Origin of the sequence: Pseudotabrizicola sediminis (assembly GCF_004745575.1) — a bacterium.
GTDB classification, from domain to species: domain Bacteria; phylum Pseudomonadota; class Alphaproteobacteria; order Rhodobacterales; family Rhodobacteraceae; genus Pseudotabrizicola; species Pseudotabrizicola sediminis.
In genome coordinates this window covers 265,032-286,621 of the sequence record NZ_RPEM01000005.1, presented here as the reverse complement: position 1 = coordinate 286,621, position 21,590 = coordinate 265,032, and the positions used below count along the sequence as shown (strand labels likewise).

At 63.7% G+C, this 21,590-nt stretch carries 20 protein-coding genes; 14 read left to right on the top strand and 6 right to left on the bottom strand.

Annotated elements, in window-relative coordinates; genetic code table 11:
• The first annotated feature begins 14 nt into the window (after nucleotides 1-14).
• The 8 genes from purQ (at nucleotide 15) to EEB11_RS09625 (ending at nucleotide 11,522) form a co-directional block, all read left to right on the top strand.
• Complete coding sequence (gene purQ, locus EEB11_RS09660; protein WP_135430741.1) at nucleotides 15-683, top strand: phosphoribosylformylglycinamidine synthase subunit PurQ; 669 nt, start codon at nucleotides 15-17, stop codon at nucleotides 681-683.
• A gap of 128 nt (nucleotides 684-811) precedes the next feature.
• Nucleotides 812-2,500: a sensor histidine kinase gene (locus EEB11_RS09655; RefSeq protein WP_245298850.1), complete on the top strand. Its 1,689-nt coding sequence runs from the start codon at nucleotides 812-814 to the stop codon at nucleotides 2,498-2,500.
• 7 nt (nucleotides 2,501-2,507) lie between these two features.
• Complete coding sequence (locus EEB11_RS09650) at nucleotides 2,508-3,836, top strand: sigma-54-dependent transcriptional regulator (protein WP_135430737.1); 1,329 nt, start codon at nucleotides 2,508-2,510, stop codon at nucleotides 3,834-3,836.
• A gap of 66 nt (nucleotides 3,837-3,902) precedes the next feature.
• The gene (ppk2, locus tag EEB11_RS09645) at nucleotides 3,903-4,832 is read left to right on the top strand and encodes a polyphosphate kinase 2 (protein ID WP_245298843.1); all 930 of its coding nucleotides are present in this window, start codon (nucleotides 3,903-3,905) and stop codon (nucleotides 4,830-4,832) included.
• 434 nt (nucleotides 4,833-5,266) lie between these two features.
• A complete protein-coding gene (locus EEB11_RS09640; RefSeq protein WP_135430731.1) occupies nucleotides 5,267-7,978 on the top strand; it encodes an Rne/Rng family ribonuclease in 2,712 nt (903 codons plus the stop codon).
• A 147-nt stretch (nucleotides 7,979-8,125) separates the two neighbouring features.
• Nucleotides 8,126-8,884 carry a cytochrome c biogenesis CcdA family protein gene (locus tag EEB11_RS09635; protein ID WP_135430728.1) on the top strand — a complete coding sequence of 253 codons (759 nt, stop codon included), beginning with the start codon at nucleotides 8,126-8,128 and terminating at the stop codon, nucleotides 8,882-8,884.
• Nucleotides 8,885-8,943: 59 nt separating this feature from the next.
• A complete protein-coding gene (locus tag EEB11_RS09630) occupies nucleotides 8,944-10,176 on the top strand; it encodes a hypothetical protein (RefSeq protein WP_245298842.1) in 1,233 nt (410 codons plus the stop codon).
• Entirely contained in the window at nucleotides 10,173-11,522 is a 1,350-nt protein-coding gene (locus EEB11_RS09625; RefSeq protein WP_135430726.1) for a cytochrome P450, read from the top strand. The genes EEB11_RS09630 and EEB11_RS09625 overlap by 4 nt, the downstream gene beginning before the upstream one ends.
• A gap of 81 nt (nucleotides 11,523-11,603) precedes the next feature.
• Here the strand turns inward: EEB11_RS09625 and purS are convergent, their stop codons facing one another.
• On the bottom strand, nucleotides 11,604-11,843 hold the full coding sequence (gene purS / locus EEB11_RS09620) for a phosphoribosylformylglycinamidine synthase subunit PurS (RefSeq protein ID WP_135430724.1): 240 nt from the start codon (nucleotides 11,841-11,843) through the stop codon (nucleotides 11,604-11,606).
• A gap of 126 nt (nucleotides 11,844-11,969) precedes the next feature.
• Nucleotides 11,970-12,740, bottom strand: a complete 771-nt coding sequence (locus tag EEB11_RS09615) for a phosphoribosylaminoimidazolesuccinocarboxamide synthase (RefSeq protein WP_103334627.1) — start codon at nucleotides 12,738-12,740, stop codon at nucleotides 11,970-11,972.
• A gap of 234 nt (nucleotides 12,741-12,974) precedes the next feature.
• Between EEB11_RS09615 and EEB11_RS09610 the strand changes: the two genes are divergently transcribed.
• A complete protein-coding gene (locus EEB11_RS09610) occupies nucleotides 12,975-13,289 on the top strand; it encodes a DUF1476 domain-containing protein (protein WP_135430721.1) in 315 nt (104 codons plus the stop codon).
• 95 nt (nucleotides 13,290-13,384) lie between these two features.
• Complete coding sequence (gene bmt, locus EEB11_RS09605) at nucleotides 13,385-14,401, top strand: betaine--homocysteine S-methyltransferase (protein ID WP_135430718.1); 1,017 nt, start codon at nucleotides 13,385-13,387, stop codon at nucleotides 14,399-14,401.
• 60 nt (nucleotides 14,402-14,461) lie between these two features.
• Here the strand turns inward: bmt and EEB11_RS09600 are convergent, their stop codons facing one another.
• A complete protein-coding gene (locus EEB11_RS09600; protein ID WP_135430716.1) occupies nucleotides 14,462-15,550 on the bottom strand; it encodes a PA0069 family radical SAM protein in 1,089 nt (362 codons plus the stop codon).
• Between the two features lie 172 nt (nucleotides 15,551-15,722).
• Here EEB11_RS09600 and EEB11_RS09595 point away from each other — a divergent pair, with 172 nt between their 5' ends.
• The 4 genes from EEB11_RS09595 to EEB11_RS09585 all read left to right on the top strand — a co-directional run bounded on the left by EEB11_RS09595 (nucleotide 15,723) and on the right by EEB11_RS09585 (nucleotide 17,826).
• Nucleotides 15,723-16,418, top strand: a complete 696-nt coding sequence (locus tag EEB11_RS09595; RefSeq protein WP_135430714.1) for a corrinoid protein — start codon at nucleotides 15,723-15,725, stop codon at nucleotides 16,416-16,418.
• A 116-nt stretch (nucleotides 16,419-16,534) separates the two neighbouring features.
• Entirely contained in the window at nucleotides 16,535-16,690 is a 156-nt protein-coding gene (locus EEB11_RS19550; protein ID WP_167852711.1) for a hypothetical protein, read from the top strand.
• Nucleotides 16,690-17,343, top strand: a complete 654-nt coding sequence (locus EEB11_RS09590; RefSeq protein WP_135430710.1) for a DUF1638 domain-containing protein — start codon at nucleotides 16,690-16,692, stop codon at nucleotides 17,341-17,343. Before EEB11_RS19550 ends, EEB11_RS09590 begins: the two co-directional genes overlap by 1 nt.
• A gap of 96 nt (nucleotides 17,344-17,439) precedes the next feature.
• A complete protein-coding gene (locus EEB11_RS09585; protein ID WP_135430706.1) occupies nucleotides 17,440-17,826 on the top strand; it encodes an SgcJ/EcaC family oxidoreductase in 387 nt (128 codons plus the stop codon).
• A 97-nt stretch (nucleotides 17,827-17,923) separates the two neighbouring features.
• Here EEB11_RS09585 and recN read toward each other — a convergent pair whose 3' ends face one another.
• The 3 genes from recN to lpxC all read right to left on the bottom strand — a co-directional run bounded on the left by recN (nucleotide 17,924) and on the right by lpxC (nucleotide 21,489).
• Nucleotides 17,924-19,564 (bottom strand): DNA repair protein RecN, encoded by a 1,641-nt coding sequence (recN, locus tag EEB11_RS09580; protein ID WP_135430702.1) that lies wholly within the window; start codon nucleotides 19,562-19,564, stop codon nucleotides 17,924-17,926.
• 36 nt (nucleotides 19,565-19,600) lie between these two features.
• Nucleotides 19,601-20,440 (bottom strand): outer membrane protein assembly factor BamD, encoded by an 840-nt coding sequence (locus tag EEB11_RS09575; RefSeq protein WP_135430698.1) that lies wholly within the window; start codon nucleotides 20,438-20,440, stop codon nucleotides 19,601-19,603.
• A gap of 128 nt (nucleotides 20,441-20,568) precedes the next feature.
• Entirely contained in the window at nucleotides 20,569-21,489 is a 921-nt protein-coding gene (lpxC, locus tag EEB11_RS09570) for a UDP-3-O-acyl-N-acetylglucosamine deacetylase (protein ID WP_135430694.1), read from the bottom strand.
• Nucleotides 21,490-21,590 lie beyond the last annotated feature (101 nt).

Sequence of the window (21,590 nt, the reverse complement as noted above, 5' to 3'; positions counted from 1 at the left end):
TCAGGGAGAGTCCCATGAAAGCCGCCGTCATCACCTTCCCCGGTTCAAACTGCGACCGGGATCTGGCCACCGCTTTTGCACAGGCCGGCTTTCAGGTGACGCGGGTCTGGCACAAGGATACCACCCTGCCACACGGGGTGGATGTGGTGGGCGTGCCGGGCGGTTTTTCCTTTGGCGATTATCTGCGCTGCGGGGCGATTGCGGCGCAGTCGCCGATTGCCCCGGCGATCAAGGCGCACGCGGCAGGTGGCGGCTTTGTGCTGGGCATCTGCAACGGGTTTCAGGTGCTGACCGAAATGGGCCTGCTGCCGGGCGCGCTGATGCGCAATGCGGGTCTGAAATTCGCCTGCAAACGTGTGACGCTGCGGGTGGAAACCACCGACAGCGCCTATACCGCCGACTACGGGCGCGGGCAGGATATCGACATTCCGATCGCGCACCATGATGGCAATTACACGATCGACGCCGAAGGTCTGGCCCGCCTGCAGGGCGAAGACCGCATTGCCTTTACCTATGAACACAACCCCAACGGATCTATGGCCGATATTGCCGGGGTGCTGTCTGCCAACCGCCGCGTGCTGGGCATGATGCCCCACCCAGAGCGCGCGTGCGAACCAGTTCACGGCGGCACCGACGGGGCCGGAATGTTCCGGTCGCTGATGGGCGGGATGGCGCTTGCCTGACCGGCCAGAGCTTGAGGCGGTCGTGAGCTGGGCCTAGAGTCCCGCGCATGGCGGATACACGGTATCAAACAGACCAAGGCGAAGACGCGCAGGGGATTTCCTGGCCCGTCAAACTGGTGATTGCGCTGATGGTCGTTCTGGCCATCGGTGTGGTGCTGGTGACCAACCGCTGGCTGACCGAACGGTTTTCCGAAACAACCCGCAACCGGGCCGATCTGCGGCTGGCGCTGTATTCCGGCAACATGATTTCCGAACTGCAGCGCACCTCGGTGGTGCCATTGCTGCTGTCTACTGACCCCGCCTTTGGCGAGGCGCTGCGGGGCGGCAACTTTTCCCAGACATCGCAGCGGCTGATCAAGGTGCAGTCCGAAATCGGCGTGGCGTCGATCATGCTGATGGACCGCGATGGCCGGGTGGTCGGGGCCACCAACCGCAACCTGCTGGGCACCCCTTACCGCACCGAAAGTTTCTATGTCGACGCTTTGCGGGCCAAGGATACCATCTTTACCGTGGCACGCCGCGGCACGGCAGGGTTCGATTTCACATATTCGAGGTCGATTGTCGTGGATGGCCGTTCCGTCGGTGTGATCGCGGTGGCGGTCGATCTGCAGAAATACGAACGGGCCTGGACCGGGTTTCAAGACGCCGTGCTGGTGACCGACAGCGAAGGCACCGTTATCCTTGCCACCGAACCGCGCTGGCGTGGCCTGCCGCTGGCCGATGCGATGGCGGCACGCGAAGCCCCCACGGCCATTGGCCGCGCATTGCAGGCGACGGCGGATTGGGCGCAGAACCCGCCAGACGCCTATCTGTCCGGGCAGGCCGTGATGAAGACCGAAGCCCGCGTGCCGTTCCGGGGCTGGCGGATGGTGACCTTCACCGCCTACGATTCGGTGCGCGAGCGGGTCAACGGCGTGCTGGCGCTGGAAATCATGGGCTTTGCCATTCTGCTGGCGCTGACCTTCTATGCCCTGTCGCGCAAGGCCTGGTCGCAAAGCATGAGCTTTCAGCGCGAATCGGCAGAGCTGCGCCTGCTCAACGCCCGCCTGCAGCGCGAGATTGCCGAGCGCGAGAAGGTGCAGAAAGACCTCGCCGTGGCCGAGCTGACGCTGGCCCAGTCGTCCAAACTGGCGGCGCTGGGGGAAATGTCGGCCGCCGTCAGCCACGAGTTGAACCAGCCGCTTGCCGCGATGAAAACCTATCTGGCCGGAGCGCGCCTGTTGTTGCAGCGCCGCCGCCCGGAGGAAGCCTTGTCCTCCTTCCAGCGGATCGACGATCTGATCGAACGCATGGGTGCCATCACCCGCCAGTTGAAATCCTATGCCCGCAAGGGCGGTGAAGCGTTCGAGCCGGTGGATCTGCGCCACGCCCTCAGCTCTGCCCTGTCGATGATGGAACCCCAGCTGAAAGCGCGCGTTGTAAAGATCACCCGCACCCTGCCCCGCCAGCCGGTTATGGTGATGGCAGACCGCATCCGGCTGGAACAGGTGATCATCAACCTGTTGCGCAATGCACTGGACGCGACCAAGGACCGACAGGGGCCACAGATCGATCTGATCCTCAGCCAGGGCGATACCGCCATGCTGATGGTGCGCGACAACGGGCACGGGATTGCCGATCTGGATAACCTGTTCGAGCCCTTCTACACCACCAAGAAACCCGGCGAAGGCGTTGGCCTTGGTCTTGCGATCTCCAGCGGCATCGTTGGCGATCTGGGCGGCCGGTTGACCGCGCGCAATGCCGAAGGTGGCGGCGCGGTCTTTGAAATGCAACTGCCTCTGATGAGGCCAGCACAAGAGCAGGAAGCTGCGGAATGAGGTCTTCATGTCGCGCGCAATGAAAGTGGCCATCGTCGATGACGAAGCCGATATGCGTCAATCCATCAGTCAGTGGCTGGCCCTTTCGGGTTTTGACACCGAAACCTATGCCAGTGCCGAAGATGCGCTCAAAGGCATCAGCGCCGATTTTGCGGGCGTCGTCGTCAGCGATATCAAGATGCCCGGAATGGATGGCATGGCGTTTCTGAAACGCCTGATGAGCATGGATTCGGGTCTGCCCGTCATCATGATCACCGGCCACGGCGATGTGCCGATGGCAGTCGAGGCGATGCGGGTCGGGGCTTATGACTTTCTCGAAAAGCCGTTCAACCCGGACCGGATGACGGAACTGGCGAAAAAGGCCACGCAGGCCCGCCGGCTGACGCTGGACAACCGCGCCTTGCGACGCGAACTGTCTGACGGGTCGGTGCTGATGAAAAAGCTGATCGGCGGCAGCCCGGTGATGGAGCGGCTGCGCGAAGATATCCTTGATCTGGGTCAGGCGGACAGCCATGTGCTGATCGACGGCGAAACCGGCACCGGCAAGACGCTGGTGGCGCATGCGCTGCATGCCGTGGGGCCGCGCGCATCGAAAAAGTTTGTCACCATTTCCTGCGCGGCATGGTCCGAAGATCAGCTGTCGTCCAAGCTGTTCGGGCCCGCCGAGGATGGCACCATTCCGCTGGTGGAAGAGGCGCGTGGCGGCACGCTTTGTCTGGAAGATGTGGAGGCGCTGAGCCATTCGCTGCAGGCCCGGCTGCTAACCCTGATCAACGACTCCGGCACCCCGCCTGAGACGCGGATCATCGCAATCTGCAACGAACATGCGGCAGACAAGACGTTGGAAGACATCCTGCGTGCCGACCTGTTCTATCGGCTGGGGGCCATGACCATCCTGTGCCCGCCGCTGCGGTCGCGGGGCGAGGATATCCTGACGCTGTTCACTCGCATGTCGGAGCAGTTCGCCGAAGAATACGGCTGCGAGGCACCGCAGGTCACCGCGCAAGAGGCGGCACAGCTGTTGCAGGCCCCATGGCCTGGCAATGTGCGCCAGCTGGTCAACATCGCCGAACGGGCGGTATTGCAGAACCGGCGCGGCTCTGGCTCGATTGCCAGCCTGCTGATGGCCGACAACGAGGCCTCGGGTCCGGCGATGACCACCGAAGGCAAACCGCTCAAGGAATATGTCGAAAGCTTTGAGAAAATGCTGATCGACAACACCATGCGCCGCCACAAGGGCAGCATTGTCGCCGTGATGGACGAGTTGTGCCTGCCGCGCCGGACGCTGAATGAAAAGATGGCCAAATACGGGTTGCAGCGGCAGGATTACACCTGATCCCGTCGCGATCCTGTTACAATGGCAGGGGTAAGCACGGCGGGAAAACCCGGAAAGGTGCCCGCCGTGAAGACCCCAGTGAACACGCCTCTGAACTCTCCTGCGCAAGACTGGCTTCAGGCTGAACTGGCCGATACGTTTGACGAGGATTTCGAGCTGGAACTGGAAGATGCCCAGCTGTCGCTGGAAATCTCGCGGATCTACAAGGAAAAGCATCCCAACACGATCGACCGGCACGAATACTTCCACGCGCTGATCCGGATGCAGTCCGAACTGATCAAACTGCAGGACTGGGTGCAATATCACGGCAAAAAGGTCGTGGTGCTTTTTGAAGGCCGCGACAGCGCCGGCAAGGGCGGCGTGATCAAGCGCCTGACCCAGCGGCTGAACCCGCGCGTGGTGCGCACTGTTGCGCTGCCTGCCCCTTCTGACCGCGAAAAATCGCAATGGTATTTCCAGCGCTATGTGCCGCACCTGCCCGCGGGTGGCGAGATCGTGCTGTTCGACCGCAGCTGGTACAACCGCGCCGGGGTGGAGCGGGTGATGGGCTTTGCCAGTGATGAACAGGTGGAGCAGTTTTTCAATGACGTGCCAGAATTCGAACGCATGCTGGTGCGGTCTGGCATCACAGTCATCAAGTACTGGTTCTCGATCACCGATGAGGAACAGCAGATGCGGTTCCTCATGCGCATCCACGATCCGATGAAGCAGTGGAAGCTGTCGCCGATGGATCTGCAAAGCCGCGTGCGGTGGGAACAATACACGAAGGCGAAAGAGGAAATGATGGCGCGCACCAACATTCCCGAAGCGCCGTGGTATATCGTTGAGGGCAACGACAAGAAACGCGCGCGGCTGAACTGCATCGACCATTTGCTGGGACTGATCCCGTATGAGCCGGTCCCGCACGAAGACGTTCATTTGCCAGAACGCGTGTTCAACCCCGATTACGAACGCGCCGTCCTGCCGCCAGAACTGTATGTGCCCGCAAAATACTGACCAAATGTCGCGCAAAGCCCGCCCGTTTGGGTTGCAAAGGCGGCACGTGCCGCGAAATTGCCCATTGCCCTTGCGCGCGCTTTCCCGCTAGGGTTGGCGTGCATGGGGCAATCCATGCACAGAATTCTCTGCCTGCCATGGCCGACGCGATGAAACGCGACGCAAAGGCAAGCAGCCGGATCGGCCGCAAGGCTGTTGTCATTGCCCGCAAGTCTTTGGATGCACGGGCCTTTTAAAGGTGGGGGGCGTGTCGCCCCTCAGAGTTGAACCGCGATGACGCGCGCGACAAAGACGATAGACGGCGTGGGGTGCCCAATGGGCATCCTGCCGTCACGCCTGACGCGAACGCCCGCCCGAACAAGACGCCTTCCCCCGTATCAATGCCCCTCTGGTCCGCCAGAGGGCTTGCTGCGTCGCAGGCGCAATGGAATGTTATGGCCAAGAAGATGCTTATTGATGCCACCCACCCCGAGGAAACTCGGGTGGTCGTGGTCGACGGAAACAAGGTCGAGGAATTCGATTTTGAAACCGTCAACAAACGCCAGCTTGCAGGGAACATCTACCTTGCCAAGATAACGCGGGTCGAACCCTCGCTTCAGGCGGCTTTCGTCGATTACGGCGGCAACCGGCATGGATTTCTGGCATTCGCCGAAATTCATCCCGATTATTACCAGATCCCGGTCGCCGACCGCAAAGCGCTGATCGAAGAAGAACGCGCCTATGCCCGCGCCGAGGAAGAGGAAGAAAACCGCCGCTCGCGCCGCCGGTCCCCCCGTCCCAAGCCCGCCGCCGAAGAGGCAAAGGCACAGGATGCCACAACCTCCGGCCCGGCCGGGATGGATGTGGTCGATCTGGATGATGATCAGGATGGCGATGCCGCCGCACCGGCCAACGGGTCCGACGGGCACGACCATGATGCGCATGGCCATGACCACGGATCGGACAACGGGGACAGCAACGGCAACGGCGAAACGCCATACCGCGCCATGGACCACGCCTCGGACACCGACGATGAGATTGAATCCATCGCCGAAGAGGATGTGTCGGAAGAAATCAGCGCTTCGCGCAAACCCCGCGCCCGGCGCTATAAAATCCAGGAAGTGATCAAGGTCCGCCAGATCATGCTGGTGCAGGTGGTCAAGGAAGAACGTGGCAACAAGGGTGCCGCGCTGACGACCTATCTGTCACTCGCAGGCCGCTACTGCGTGTTGATGCCCAACACAGCGCGCGGCGGCGGCATCAGCCGCAAGATCACCAATGCCCCCGACCGCAAGAAGCTCAAGGAAATCGCCGGTGAAATCGAGGTGCCGGAAGGTGCCGGCCTGATCATTCGCACCGCAGGCGCCAAGCGCACCAAGGCAGAGATCAAGCGCGATTACGAATACCTGATGCGCCTGTGGGAACAGATCCGCGAGCTGACGCTGAAATCCATCGCCCCGGCCCCGATCTATGAAGAGGGCAACCTGATCAAACGCTCGATCCGCGATCTGTATAACCGCGAGATTGACGAAGTTCTGGTTGAAGGGGCCGAAGGCTTCCGCGTCGCCAAAGACTTCATGCGCATGATCATGCCCAGCCATGCCCGCGCGGTGCAGTTGTATCAGGACCCGACCCCGCTGTTCGCCCGCCATCAGGTCGAAGGCTACCTTGGCGGCATGTTCAACCCGACCGTGCAGCTGAAATCCGGTGGCTACATCGTCATCGGCATCACCGAGGCGCTGGTCGCCATCGACGTGAACTCCGGCCGCGCGACCAAAGAAGGGTCCATCGAGGACACCGCGCTGAAAACCAACCTGGAGGCCGCCGAAGAGGTGGCCCGCCAGCTGCGTCTGCGCGACCTTGCCGGTCTGATCGTCATCGACTTCATCGACATGGAAGAGCGTCGCAACAACGCCGCCGTCGAGAAGAAGCTGAAAGACAAGCTGAAAACCGACCGCGCCCGCATTCAGGTGGGCCGCATTTCCGGCTTTGGCCTGATGGAGATGAGCCGCCAGCGCCTGCGTCCGGGCATGCTCGAATCCACCACCCAGCCCTGCCCGCACTGCCACGGCACCGGGCTGATCCGCTCGGACGATTCCATGGCGTTGCAGGTGTTGCGCGCGCTGGAAGAGGAAGGCACGCGCAAGCGGTCCAAGGAAGTGCTGCTGCGCGCGCCGGTCGGGATCATCAACTACCTGATCAACCAGAAGCGCGAACATATCGCGCTGATCGAGGCCCGCTATGGCATGGCCGTGCGGATGGAGGCGGATCCGTCGATGATCAGCCCCGATTACACCATCGAAAAGTTCAAGACCGCGCTGCGCGTGGTTCCAGAACCGGGTGCGGTGATTTCGGGCAACTCTAGCCTGATGGGCGCGCCGGTCGCCGAAGACGAAGATGACGATCTGCCGATGGAGGATGAGGCCGAAGACGAGGTCGAGATAGACGAGAAGGTGGCGACCAAACCCGAAGCCCGCGACGGGGACGGCAACGGCACCAAGAAGAAACGCCGCCGTCGGCGTCGTCGCAAGGGTGCTGGCCCGAACGGAACCGATGCGGATGGCAACGGCGCATCCGATGACGGTGACAGCGACGAGGGGGATGAAGCTGATGCAGCAGAGGCCCCGGCCGATGCCAGCGTCCAACCCGTCGCGGCACCCGCCGATGAAGGCACGGCACCAGAGGCCGAGGCTCCGAAAAAACGCACCCGCACCCGCAAGCCAAAGGCCCCACCTGCCCCGGCAGAAGCAGCCGTAGCCGCGGTATCAGACCCTGTCGCAGCGGAAGCATCTGTTGAGCCAGAGGCCGAAGCGCCGAAAAAGCGCAGCCGCACCCGCAAACCAAAGGCAGCGGAAGCCGCAGTGACAGAGGCTGTGCAAGAGACCGCAGCGGCAGAGCCGACCCCTGCAGCAGTGGCAGAACCGGTTCAATCCGCGCCAGTTGCAGAGCCTGTCGCAGAGCTCGTCGTATCGGCCCCACCTGCGCCGCAACCCGAAGCGGCCGCAAAGCCCGCGCCGGTGCTCCAGCCCGCGCCGTCAGACGAACCGGCCGCCCCGCAGGGCGCGCCACTGGTCGACCCCGGACTGGCCGATGCAGCCGAGCCGGAGGCTGAGGAAGACGCCGCCGCCAAGCCAAAGCGCAAAGGCTGGTGGTCCCTCGGCCGCTGACCCACACCCCGACACGTATAAGGGCGGCAGGATCTCCTGCCGCCCTTGTGCTATCACGGATGTTTCACCGGGCCACGCCGATGTGACACCCCGCCCCCGTGACGCGCGCCGCCGTCCAAGCTATCACTTTGGCCAAAGGGGACCCCCATGTTCGGAATCGACCTGATCGACGCAGCCTTGCTGCCCGCCATGCTGATCGCGCTGATGGCGGGTGTGCTGTCGTTCCTGTCGCCATGTGTGCTGCCCATCGTGCCGCCCTACCTAGCCTATATGGGCGGCATCTCGATGGGCGACATGCGCGACAATGCAACCGCGCGACGCCGCGTGATCCTGCCTGCGCTGTTCTTTGTCATGGGCCTGTCGACGGTGTTTCTGCTCTTGGGCTTCACGGCTTCGGTGTTCGGTGCGTTCTTCCTGCAAAATCAAGTGCTGTTCTCGCGGATATCGGGCGTTGTGGTCATCATCTTCGGCCTGCACTTCCTTGGCGTGTTCCGCATTCCGCTTTTGGACCGCGAGGCCCGGCTCGATGCGGGCGACCGGGGCGGCACGGCCTTCGGGGCCTATGTTCTGGGCCTTGCCTTCGCCTTTGGCTGGACCCCCTGCATCGGCCCGCAACTGGGCGCGATCCTGTCTTTGGCCGCACAGGAAGGCTCAATCCAGCGCGGTACTCTCCTGCTTGGTGTTTACGCGCTTGGCCTTGGCCTGCCGTTCCTGCTGGCCGCGTTGTTTGTCGAACGCTCGCTTGGCCTTATGCAGCGGTTGAAGCCGCATATGAAGATGATCGAGCGGGTGATGGGCGTGCTTTTGCTGGTTGTCGGGCTGGCACTGGTGACCGGGGCTTTCACCGATTTCAGCTGGTGGTTGCTGGAAACCTTTGACCGCTTTGGCATCCCCCTGCTGGGCTGACCGCTTTTCCCTTATTTCCGCCCGGAATACCGCCTAGACTGCGCAGGCAGGAGCGGCGGATGGCCAGGATCGAGACGATGAAGACCGAAATCACGGCGCAGGGCAAAAAGCCCTTCCGCCGCCGCGTCTTCTACATCCCCGGCTATGACCCGATCCACCCGCGCCGCTACCGCGAGCTCTACCGCCGCGAAGCCACAGAGCAGGCCGCGATCTCCGGCTATGCGATCACCCTGCAGCCAAAGACAACCAAGGGCCCCTATGGCTGGCGGGTCCATGGCTCAATCCACGGTCAGCAGGCGCAGGCCGAGGTCGAGGTGCTGGTCTGGTCCGATATCGTGCGCGGCAGCATGTCAAACTCGATCCCCGCCACCTATGCCCAGCTTGTGCGCACCGCATGGGCCTATATCGCATCGGGCGCACTGTTCCGGCTGATGCAGCTGCGCAAAGGGCCGGTGATCGCGGCGCTGTATCCGATTGTGTTTCTGCTGGGTCAGCTGGCACTGGCCGGTGCCATCGGCTGGGGGGTTGGCCAGTTGGTCGCCGCCTTTACCCACCCGGTATTGATCGTCTCCGGGCTGATCCCCATCCCCTTCATCCTGCGCTGGTTCAAGGCCCATGATAACAAGGTCTTCGCCTATTATCTGATGCATGACTACGCCTTCTCCGCCCGCTGGAACGGGGCCAACCCCCCGGCGCTGGAGGCGCGGATGGCGGAGTTTGCCGCCATCATCCGGGCGGCGCTGGAGGGTGACTGCGACGAGGTGCTGGTGGTCGGCCATTCCTCAGGCGCGCATCTGGGCGTGTCCATTCTGGCGGATCTGATCCGCACGGGGCTGCCCGCAGGTCACCCGCCGCTGGCCTTCCTGTCGCTGGGGCAGGTCGTGCCCATGGTCAGCTTTCTGCCCGGCGCGCAGCGCCTGCGCGGCGATCTGGTGTATCTGTGCACCCGCGACGAGATCACATGGGTCGATGTCTCCGCCCCCGGCGACGGCTGCGCCTTTGCGCTGTGTGATCCGGTCGCCGTTTCCGGTGTGGCACCGCCCGGCCAACGCTGGCCACTGGTGCTGTCAGCGGCCTTTACCCAAACCCTGTCGACCGAACGCTGGAAGCAGCTGCGCTGGCGCTTTTTCCGCCTGCATTTCCAGTATCTGTGCGCCTTTGACCGGCCCGGGGACTACGACTATTTCAAGATCACCGCCGGGCCGCTGACGCTTGCCCAACGCTACGCCAACCGCGCCCCGTCAAAAAGCCGTATCCTCACCCCCGTCAATCGCTATACCGATACGGCATGACCCCACCCAAACCCATCCCGCGCCCCGACCGCGTCTCGCTCTGGCGCCATCTGCGGTTGTTCCGGCGCGACATCCTGTCGGCGCAACCGGCGCGCCTCTACCGGGCATGGATGGCCGAATTCCGCACGCCGTTCTTCAGAAGCTATCTGTGCAACGACCCGCAGCTGATTGATCTGGTGCTGAAATCCCGCTCCGATGATTTTCCCAAATCCAACCGCATCCGCGAAGGGCTGAACCCGCTGCTGGGCAATTCGGTCTTTGTGACGAATGGCGAGGTCTGGAAGCACCAGCGCCGCATCATCGACCCAGCGTTCGAAGGCGGCCGGTTGCGCGATACCTTTCCGGCCATGTGGCAGGCGGCCGAGGCTGCCACCGCCCGCCTGCAAAGCGGGATCGTCGAAATCGAAGAGGCAACCAGCCACGCCGCTGCCGATGTGATCTTCCGCACGCTGTTTTCCATCCCCATCGAACACCAGACAGCCCAAGCCGTGTTCCACGAATTCCGCGCTTATCAACGCAGCCAGCCGATCCTGAACCTTGCCGCCTTTCTACCGCTGCCGCGCTGGTTTCCCCGGCTGCACCGGCGTGCCACGCTAGACTCTGCGCAGAAAATCCGCGCCCTGATCACCACCCTGGCCACCGCCCGCGCAGCACAGATCGCCGCAGGCACCGCCCCCGACGATCTGGCCAGCAAAATCATGCAAACCCCCGACCCGCAAACCGGACAGTGCTTCAGCACTGGGGACATGGTCGATCAGGTCGCGATCTTCTTCCTTGCGGGCCACGAAACCAGCGCCTCTGCCCTCGCCTGGGCGTTGTACCTGCTGGCCACCCATCCCGACGCACAGGCACGGGTCGCGGCCGAGGCCGCCAGCCTGCCGGACACCCCCGATTTCGGCGCGATGTCCCGCCTGAAATTCACCCGCGACGTGTTCCGCGAAACCCTGCGGCTGTATCCACCAGTGCCGATGATGGTGCGTGAAAATTCCTGCCCGGAAACCTTCCGTGACCGCCGTATCGCGCCCGGCGCGCAGATCGTGCTGTCGCCCTGGCACCTGCACCGGCACGAAAGGCTCTGGCCCGACCCCGATGGCTTTGACCCCGACCGCTGGTCGCGCCAAGAGACAAAGGCCTGCGCGCGCGACGCGTATCTGCCGTTCTCTGCCGGTCCCCGCGTCTGCCCGGGTGCCGGCTTTGCCATGGTTGAAGGCCCGCTGCTGCTTGCCCATCTGGTCCGCGCATGGCGGTTTGACCCCATCGCGGGCGACGTGCCGATGCCCGTCGCCCACCTTACGGTCCGCGCCGCGAACGGCATCCGCCTGCGCCTTGCAAAGCGCGCAGCCTGACACTCACGCTCTGTTTGAAATTATCATGGTGGCGTTCGGGGGGCAGTCAGCCCCCCGGCGGCCCCTCAATCCATGCGTGGCTTAAAGAATCTCGACGCGGTAGGATTCGATCACCGTATTGGCCAGCAACTTGTCGCACATCGCCTTCACCTCGGCCTCGGCGCGGGCGGCATCGGTCTCGGCCAGGTCAAGCTCGATCACCTTGCCCTGACGCACACCGTTGACCCCGGCAAAGCCAAGAGTGCCAAGCGCGTGGCGCACGGCTTCGCCCTGCACATCCAGAACGCCGTTCTTCAGCATGACGGTGACGCGGGCTTTCATGGCAATTCCTCGTTGATTGACCGAAATTGGGGCTAACCGGATTCCGCCTTTCCCTTACCGCCCCCTCCCCTTCGGAGCAAGGGGGCGTGCAGGGATCACCAGATGCAGGCCCGGGCCTGAGCGCAGCTAATTTATCAGTGTCGGCTTCGGCGTATGGGTCACATTGGTGGGCAACACCCCAAGGCGCCGTGCAAGTTCGGTATAGACATCCGCCATCGGCCCTGGCTCGGCCACCGGTTGCCCGTCGCCGCGGTCAATCACCGGGCGCATGTCCCACAGCCGGCAATTGTCGGGGCTGATCTCGTCGGCGATGATCAGGCGCATGAAATCGCCCTCCCAGACCCGGCCCACCTCGATGCGGAAATCGGCCAGACGCACGCCCACGCCCATCATCACCCCGGACAGGAAATCATTCACCCGCAGCGCCAGCGCCACCACATCATCCAGATCCTGCTGGCTGGCCCAGCCAAAGGCCACGATATGCTCTTCGGCCACCATGGGTGAGGACAGCCGGTCATCCTTGTAGTAATATTCTACAATTGGACGCGGCAGGGCCGTGCCCTCGGGGATACCCAGCTTGGACGACAGCTCTCCGGCGGCGAAGTTGCGCACCACCACTTCCAGCGGCAGGATCTCGGCCATCCGCACCAGCTGCTCGCGCATGTTCAGGCGCTTGATGAAATGAGTTGGCACGCCAATGCTGTTCAGGCCGGTCATGAAAAACTCGGACAACCGGTTGTTCAGCACGCCCTTGCCTTCGGTGCCTTTGGCTTCGCTGGTCACAGGGGCCTCGGACGAAATGCCTTCATCCTTGAAATACTGGATCAATGTGCCGGGTTCCGGACCGTCATAGAGGATCTTCGTCTTGCCCTCATAGACCTTCTTGCGCCGTGCCATGAACTCTCCGCGAGAAATGCAGGAAGGGGCGGTGAAGCACCGCCCCAACTGACTTTGTCAGGCCTATACGTGATGCTGGCCCCCGCTGCAAGCCGGTGGCCGCAACGGGGGCAACGCCTTTGCCCGCACCACGGTCCGTCTGGCGGCACGGCCGGCGCGTCCATCCGCCCCCTTGCGGCGACTCGGCGGGACGGGCATATCAGGTACAGCAAATCTTCAATCAAAGGGCCGCCCATGACCAGCTTCGATGACCGCGAAAATGCGTTTGAAAACAAGTTTGCCCATGACGCAGAAATGCAGTTCCGCGCCGAAGCGCGGCGCAACAAACTTGTGGGCCTGTGGGCAGCAGACCTGATGGGCATCACCGGTGACGAAGCGGCGGCCTATGCGATCACCGTGGTCGAGGCCGATTTCGAAGAGGCCGGGATTGAAGACGTGGTGCGCAAGGTCGCGGCCGATCTGGGCGGCAAGGCAAGTGCCGACGACATCCGCCTGAAAATGGCGGAGCTTCTGCCGATCGCCAAAGCGCAGTTGATGACCGAAATCTGACCCACTGCGGCCAGCGCGCGACATTACACCCTCCCGGCCCCGCTGGCCGCACCGATCTACGCATCCGCGAATCCGCTCTCAAAACCGAGGTCACCATGTCCCAGGACGCCCTTTCAAAACTGCTCTCCACCCGTGACTGGTTGATGGCCGATGGCGCGACGGGGACCAACCTGTTCAACATGGGGCTGTCCTCGGGAGAGCCGCCGGAGTTCTGGAACATCGACCAGCCCGACAACATCCGGCAACTTTATCGCGGTGCGGTCGAGTCGGGGTCCGATATCTTTTTGACCAACACCTTCGGCGGCAACGCCAGCCGGTTAAAGCTGCATCAGGCGCAGGACCGCGTGCATGAACTGAACCGCGTGGGCGCGGCACTGGCGCGCGAAATTGCCGATGCCTCGGGGCGCACGGTGGTGGTGGCCGGATCGGTCGGCCCCACGGGTGAGATTTTCGAGCCGATGGGCACGCTGACCCATGCGCTTGCGGTCGAGATGTTCCACGAGCAGGCCGAAGGGCTCAAGGCGGGCGGGGCCGATGTGCTCTGGGTCGAAACCATCTCCGCGCCCGAAGAATACAAGGCCGCCGCCGAGGCTGCCGCACTGGCCGGAATGCCTTGGTGCGGCACCATGAGCTTTGACACCGCAGGCCGCACCATGATGGGCACCACATCGGCTGCCATGGCCGAGATGGTCGAAAAACTGGCCAACCCGCCGCTGGCCTTCGGGGCCAACTGTGGGGTCGGCGCGTCCGACCTGATGCGCACCGTGCTGGGCTTCGTGTCCACCGGCAGCCCGCGCCCGATCATTGCCAAGGGCAATGCCGGAATACCCAAGTATCACGATGGGCACATCCATTACGATGGCACGCCAGAGCTGATGGGCGAATATGCCGTGCTGGCGCGCGACGCCGGCGCGCGCATCATCGGCGGCTGCTGCGGCACGATGCCTGAACATCTGAAGGCGATGCGCGCTGCACTGGAAAGCACCCCCAAGGGCCCGCGCCCGACTCTGGAGGAGATCTCGGCCAAGCTCGGGGGCTTTTCTTCGGCCTCGGACGGCACGGGCGACACCTCGAACGACCCAAAGCGGGAACGCCGCAACCGACGGGGCTAAGACCGCCCGTTCGGCAAAAGGTCACGCCCGCTCAAGGGTTTCACGGTAAATCCGGGCGGGTCAGAACAGCGCCAGCTGATCCCCCGCACGGGGCGGGGGCGCGAACAGGTCACAGCGCAAGGGCGGCATTGCCTTCACCAACCCCAACCGCGCCACCGCCTTGTCAAAGCGCTGCGCGATAAGATCGGCCCAGATCCCCTCGCCCCGCATCCGCCGCCCCCACGCCGCGTCATAATCCTGCCCACCATGCATCTCGCGGACCCGCGCCATCACCTTGGCCGCCCGGTCGGGCACATGCTGCGCCAGCCAGTCCTGAAACAGCGGCGACACCTCGCGCGGCAGGCGCAGCGCGATCCAGCTTGCGCCTTGCGCCCCTGCGTCGCGGCAGGCGGTCAGCAGCGGTTCCAGTTCATGGTCGGTCAGGCCGGGAATGACCGGGGCCAGCATGGCCCGCACCGGAACGCCCGCATCAGCCAACCGCCGGATCACCGCCAGCCGCCGGGCCGGGGCCGGTGCGCGCGGCTCCAGCCGCCGCGACAGATTTGCATCCAGCGTGGTGACCGAAATGCCCACCCGCAACAGCCCCCTGGCCGCCATCGGGGCCAGAATGTCGAGGTCGCGTTCAATCAGCGTGCCCTTGGTGGTGATCGCGGTTGGGTGGTTGAAGTCGGACAGCACCTGCAACACCTGCCGCATCAGCAGATGCTCCACCTCCGACGGCTGATAGGGGTCGGTGTTGGTGCCCAGGGCCACGGTGGCAACGCGGTAGGACTTCGCCCGCAACTCTGCCGCCAGCACATCGGCAATGCCGGGGCGCGCGATCAGCTTGGTTTCGAAATCCAGCCCCGGCGACAGGTTCAGGAACGCATGGCTGGGCCGGGCAAAACAATAGATGCAACCATGTTCGCAGCCCCGGTACGGGTTCACCGACCGGTCAAACGGCAGATCGGGCGATCGGTTGTAAGTCAGCGCCGACCGGGGCCGCTCTGCCCTGATTTCGGTGCGCAAAAGCCGGTCGTCTTCCGGGATATCCCAGCCGTCATCCACCCGGACCCGGGCCTGCGGCTCGAACCGGCCAACTGCATTCGACGCCGCCCCGCGCGCGCGCAAGCGCTGGCCGGGGGGCAGGGTCGCATCAGGATCGGACATGGGCACCACACATGGGCCCAACATGAACACAACATGAACAAACTGCAAGGCCAAAGCCCCCGCTGCCCCTTGCTGTCGGCTTTCAGTCGGGGCATGTCGTAAACCGGAAAGTGGCACGTGGCATTTGGCCCCATGCAGGCTGCAAGACATCCCGCCGCAGGAGCGCACCCCAATGGCCGACGACGAAATCATCCTCGCTGATCTTTCGGATGACGAACTTGTGCTGCAAATGCACGATGACCTGTATGACGGCCTGAAGGAAGAGATCGAGGATGGCGTCAACATCCTGATCAAACGCGGCTGGACGCCCTATGACGTGCTGACACGCGCGCTGGTTGCGGGCATGACCATCGTCGGCAACGACTTCCGCGACGGCATCCTGTTCGTGCCCGAAGTGCTTTTGTCGGCCAACGCCATGAAATCGGGGATGTTCATCCTCAAGCCGCTGCTGGTGGAAACCGGAGCGCCGCGCATGGGCAAAATGGTGATCGGCACGGTCAAGGGCGACATCCACGACATCGGCAAGAACCTTGTCGCCATGATGATGGAAGGTGCCGGGTTCGAGGTGCTGGATCTGGGCATCAACAACTCGGTCGAGAAATACTTGGATGCGCTGGAAGCGGAAAAGCCCGATATCCTTGGCATGTCGGCGCTGCTGACCACCACCATGCCCTATATGAAGGTCGTGATCGACACGATGAAGGAAAAGGGCCTGCGCGACGACTATATCGTGCTGGTCGGCGGCGCGCCGTTGAACGAGGAGTTCGGTCGTGCCATCGGGGCAGATGCCTATTGCCGCGACGCAGCCGTCGCGGTCGAAACCGCCAAGGCTTGGGTCGCGCGCAAACACAACCAGCTCAGCGCCTGATCGCCTGCCCGATCGCAATAGCCCCGGCGTCCCTGACGTCCGGGGCTTTTTCTTGACTTGGGGCTTGGCATTTCCAGAACCAAGCGCCACATTCAAAAAAGGTAAAGGAGAGTCTGATGCCCCTTCCCTTGTTTCTGACGATGCTTGTGTTCGTGATTGCTGCGGCCGGCGCCACGCTGGCCCTGGCGTTCTGGGTGCAGCTGCCGCTTATGGCCGTCGCCCTTGCCGCCCTTGCGGGCAGCCTGATGCTGGGCCTGCGCCAGTGGCGCTGATGCCACCCGATGATGCCACCTTATCAGATGCCGGACTGCCAGCCATAGGCTCTGGCCGCATCCTCCTGATCGCCTGCGGCGCGCTTGCCCATGAAATCCTGGCACTCAAGCGGCTCAATGACTGGACGCATCTGGATCTGCAATGCCTGCCCGCAAACCTGCACCTCTGGCCCGACCGGATTCCGGCTGCGGTGGAACAGGCAGTAGCCAGCCACCGCGCCGGTTACGACGACATTTTCATCGTCTACGCCGATTGCGGCACCGGCGGGTTGTTGCAGGCCAAATGCGCCGAACTGGGCGTGCAGATGATCGAAGGCCCGCATTGCTACAGCTTCTTTGAGGGCAACGCGGCCTTTGCCGCGAAGGCTGACGACGAATTCACCGCCTTTTACCTGACCGATTTTCTGGTGCGCCAGTTCGACGCCTTCGTCTGGCGGCCCATGGGCCTCGACCGGCACCCGGAACTGCGGGAGATGTATTTCGGCAACTACACCAAGCTGATCTATCAGGCCCAGACCGATGATCCGGCCCTCGACGCCAAGGCGATGGATTGCGCCCACCGGCTGAACCTTGCCTATCAGCGGCGCTTTACCGGCTATGGCGATCTGGCCACCGCCCTGACACAGGTTGCAGCCGCCCCCGCCGCGCCCTAATCTGCGCCCCAGACGGAGGACGCACGTGAGCCCTGAGACCGCACATCCCTACCCCGCCCTGAAGGGCCATCGCTGCACCGCTTTGGCCTTGCAGCAATGAGCGACCCGTCCGATTTCCCCCGCGCCTTCGCGCACGCGTTTGGCAGCCAGAATGCCGAAGGCATCGCCGCCCTGTTTTCCGAGGATGGCAGCTTCCACGCGCTGACCGGCCATTGGGCCGAGGGCCGCAAAGAGATTGCCGAAGGCATCCGTCGGGAATTCAGCGGCCTGTCGCGCATGGCCCGTCTGGTCAGCGGCAAGACCACCTTGCGCCCGATTGGCCCCGGGGCGGCCATCCTGCACCAGCGCTATGTCGTCACCGGCTTGCGCGACGCGACAGGGGCCGAACTGCCCCGCATCGCCGCGCTGCTCACCGCCGTGCTGGCGGCCAAGGGCGATGGCTGGGTGGCGCTGACCGCCACCTTTGCGATGGTCGAAAGCTGATTCCAACGCTCTGGCTTGCTGCATGCCAAACACTCCCACGCGGAGCGCCCTTTTCCCGGGCGGCCCCGCACACGCGGCCCGAACAACTGCCAGTCGGTCAGCCCAACAGCGCCCGCGCGGCCTCGCGCGCAGCGTCGCTCACGGTGTCACCCGACAGCATGCGCGCGATCTCTTCCACCCGCTCTGCCGCCGACAGGGGCAGCACGGTGGACAGGGTCTGCCCGGCCTCTACCCGCTTTTCCACCCGCCAGTGATGCGCACCAAGGGCCGCCACCTGCGGGCTGTGGGTCACCACCAGCACCTGCGCGGTGTCTGACAGCAGCTTCAAGCGCCGCCCCACCGCATCGGCAGTGGCCCCACCCACGCCACGGTCAATCTCGTCAAAGATCATCGTCAGACCTTCGGCCTGCGCGGTCAGGCACACCTTCAGCGCCAGCAGGAACCGGCTGAGCTCCCCGCCCGACGCGATCTTGTTCAGCGCCCCCGACGGCGCGCCGGGGTTGGTTGCGACTGTAAAGGTCACGTCGTCCGCCCCTTCCGGACCACCGTCACTGCGCGTCACTTCGGTGGCAAACACCGCGCGCTCCATCTTCAGGGGTGCCAGTTCCGCCACCATCGCCCGGTCCAACCGCGCCGCCGCCTCGATCCGCGCGGCCGTCAGCCGCGCGGCCTCGGCCTGCCATGCGGCATCGGCCTCGGCCAACGCCTTTTGCAAGGCCCCGATCCCGGCCGCGCCATTGTCCAGTGCCGACAGGCGGGCCCGCAGATCCCCCGCAAAATTGCCCAGATCATCGGGCAGCACGCCATGCTTGCGGGCCAAAGCGCGGATCGCGAACAACCGCTCCTCCACCGCCTCCAGATCGCCGGGGTTCACATCCAGCCCCGCAAGGCACGCCTCGACCCCTGCCTGCGCGTCCGACAACTCGATCAGCGCCCGCGCAATAGCGGCCAGCGGCGCCTCCAACGCGCCCTCGGCCTTGTCCGATGCGCCTTCAAGCCAGCGGGTCGCGTCACGCAAGGCGGCCTCGGCCCCATCCTCGGACAACATCTGCAAGGCCCGCGCCACATCGGCGCGGATGCGCTCGGCACCCTGCATCGTGCGGCGGCGCGCGTCCAGCACCGCCTCTTCGCCCAGCTCGGGGACCAGCTTGTCCAGTTCCGCCACCGCATGGCGCAGGAAATCTTCTTCCGCCCGCGCTGCCGCCAGCGCCGCCTCGGCCTGCGCCAAGGCACCCCGCGCCACCCGCGCCGCGGCCCAGCCCGCGCGCGAGGCGGTCAGATCGATCCCGGCAAAGGTATCCAGCAGCGCCCGGTGGCCGCGCGGGTTCAACAGCCCCCGGTCATCGTGCTGGCCATGCAGTTCGACCAGCACCTCGGACAGCGCCCGAAGCACCTCGCCCGACACACGGCGGTCATTCACAAAAGCGGTCTTGCGGCCATCGGCGGTATTCACGCGGCGGAGGAACAGGTCATCTTCGGCCTCGATCCCCGCCTCTTCCAGCACGGCGCGTGCCGCATGGCCCGGCGGCAGGTCGAACACCGCCGTCACCTCGCCTTGCGCAGCACCTGCGCGCACCAGTTCCGCCCGGCCGCGCCAGCCCAGCACAAACCCAAGCGCATCCAGCAGGATCGATTTTCCCGCGCCGGTTTCACCCGTCAACACGTTCAAACCGGGACCCAGTTCAAGGGTCAACCGGTCGATGATCAGCACATCGCGGATGTCGAGCGAGCGGAGCATAGATTTTCCCGTAGGGCGGGGTTTACCCCGCCGTGATCACAGCCACTCGCCCCGGATCATCTGGCGATACACCTGGCTTAGCCAGCTGTCGCCCTGCGCCTCGGGGGCAAGCCCGCGGCCTTTCAGCAGACGGAAACTGTCGTCGTAGAACGGTGAGGACTGGTAGTTGTAGCCCAGAATCGCCGCAGCCGTCTGCGCTTCGGCGTTCAGGCCAAGACCCAGATACGCCTCGACCAGCCGGTGCAACGCCTCTGCGGTGTGGGTGGTGGTCTGGAAATCCTGCACAACGGTGCGGAACCGGTTGATCGCCGCCGCATAGTTGCGCCGCTTCAGGTAATAGCGGCCGATTTCCATTTCCTTACCGGCCAGATGGTCGAACGCCAACTCGAACTTCAGCATCGCCGACCGCGCATAATCGCTGTCCGGATATTGTTCGATCACGCCACGCATTGCTTGCAAGGCCTGAAATGTCAGGCCCTGATCGCGGCCGACTTCGTCGATCTGGTCGTAATAGGACAGCGCCATCAGATAAGACGCATAGGGTGCATCATCATCGCCGGGATAGGTGTCCAGGAACCGCTGCGCGGTGGACCGCGCCTCCTCGTATTCCTTGGCCTTGTGCTGGCTGAATGCCTGCATGATCAGCGATCGCTTGGCCCATTCAGAATAGGGATAAAGCCGCTCGACCTCCTGGAAGTAACGGATGGCGTCCTCGGGTTTTCTCCCGGTTTCAAGCTCCAGCTCGCCCTGCTTGTAAATCTCTTCTGCCGTGTAGCTGTCCAGCGACCGCTCTTGCGTGCGCGCGCCACAGGCTGAGAGAATCGACAGAACGAGCGCGATGCCCAGCCATTTCGCGCCCGATTTTCCGACTGCCATCGTCTGCCTATCCATCAATCCACCCGAAACCTGCGCAATATGTCGCGTGGTTTCCGCCTTGTTGCAGACGTCCTAGCACAGAAAAATCCGGGGCGCAAAACGCCTTTGTGCCGCCGGTCACAACCCTGTCAGGCCGTTGCGCGAAGATCGCTGCGATGCACGCCCACGCCAGGCAGCTTTCCAACGGTCAGCGCGCTGCATTCTACCATGCGCCAGGCGGTCGGATCGGCGAACAAAGCCACCAGCAAACGGTTGGTCATCGCATGCCCGGCGCGAATGCCGGTGTAGCGGCCCAGAACCGGCCCACCCGCCAGATAGAGATCGCCCATCGCATCCAGCATCTTGTGGCGCACGGGTTCATCCTCGTGGCGCAGCCCGCCGGGTGACAGAACCCGGTCGCCTTCGAACACCACCGCATTGTCCAGCGTGCCGCCCAGGGCAAGGCCCCGCGCGCGCATCGCATCGACATCGGACTGACGACAAAAAGTACGGCTGTCGGCCAGTTCGCGCACGAAGGTGCCGTTTGCAAGATTCAGGTGCTTGGCCTGAAACCCGATGGCAGCCTCTTCGAACTGGATGGAAAAATCGATCTCCAGCATATCCGCCGGGTCCAGACGGGCCAAGGCCTCACCCTCGGTCACTTCGACCGGCTTCACGACCCGGATCGCCCGCACCGGTGCGGATTGCTCGATCAACCCCTTGGCCAGAAAGCCATCCACAAAGGCCAGCGCCGAGCCGTCAAGGATCGGAACCTCCGGGCCATCAATCTCGATCACCGCATTGTGGATCGCACACCCCGCAAGGGCGGCCATCACATGCTCGATGGTGGAAACTTCGGTACCAGAATCGTTGCGGATAAGGGTGCACAGGCGCGACGGCACCACCTGATCCCAGCGCGCGGCAATCATCGGATCGCCAGACAGGATATCGATGCGCTTGAACCAGATTCCGTAATCTGCCGAAGCAGGCCGCACCACCATGCGCACGGGCGCGCCAGAGTGCAAACCCCGACCTTCAAACACCACAGCGGATTTCAGCGTATTCTGCACAGTCAGACCTCTGGTCTTCGGTTTCTTGGGAATCGCCCGGCAACTTGTCGCAGGACGCCGCATTTATTGATAATGAATTAAGCAGTCAGGGCGCGAAAGCC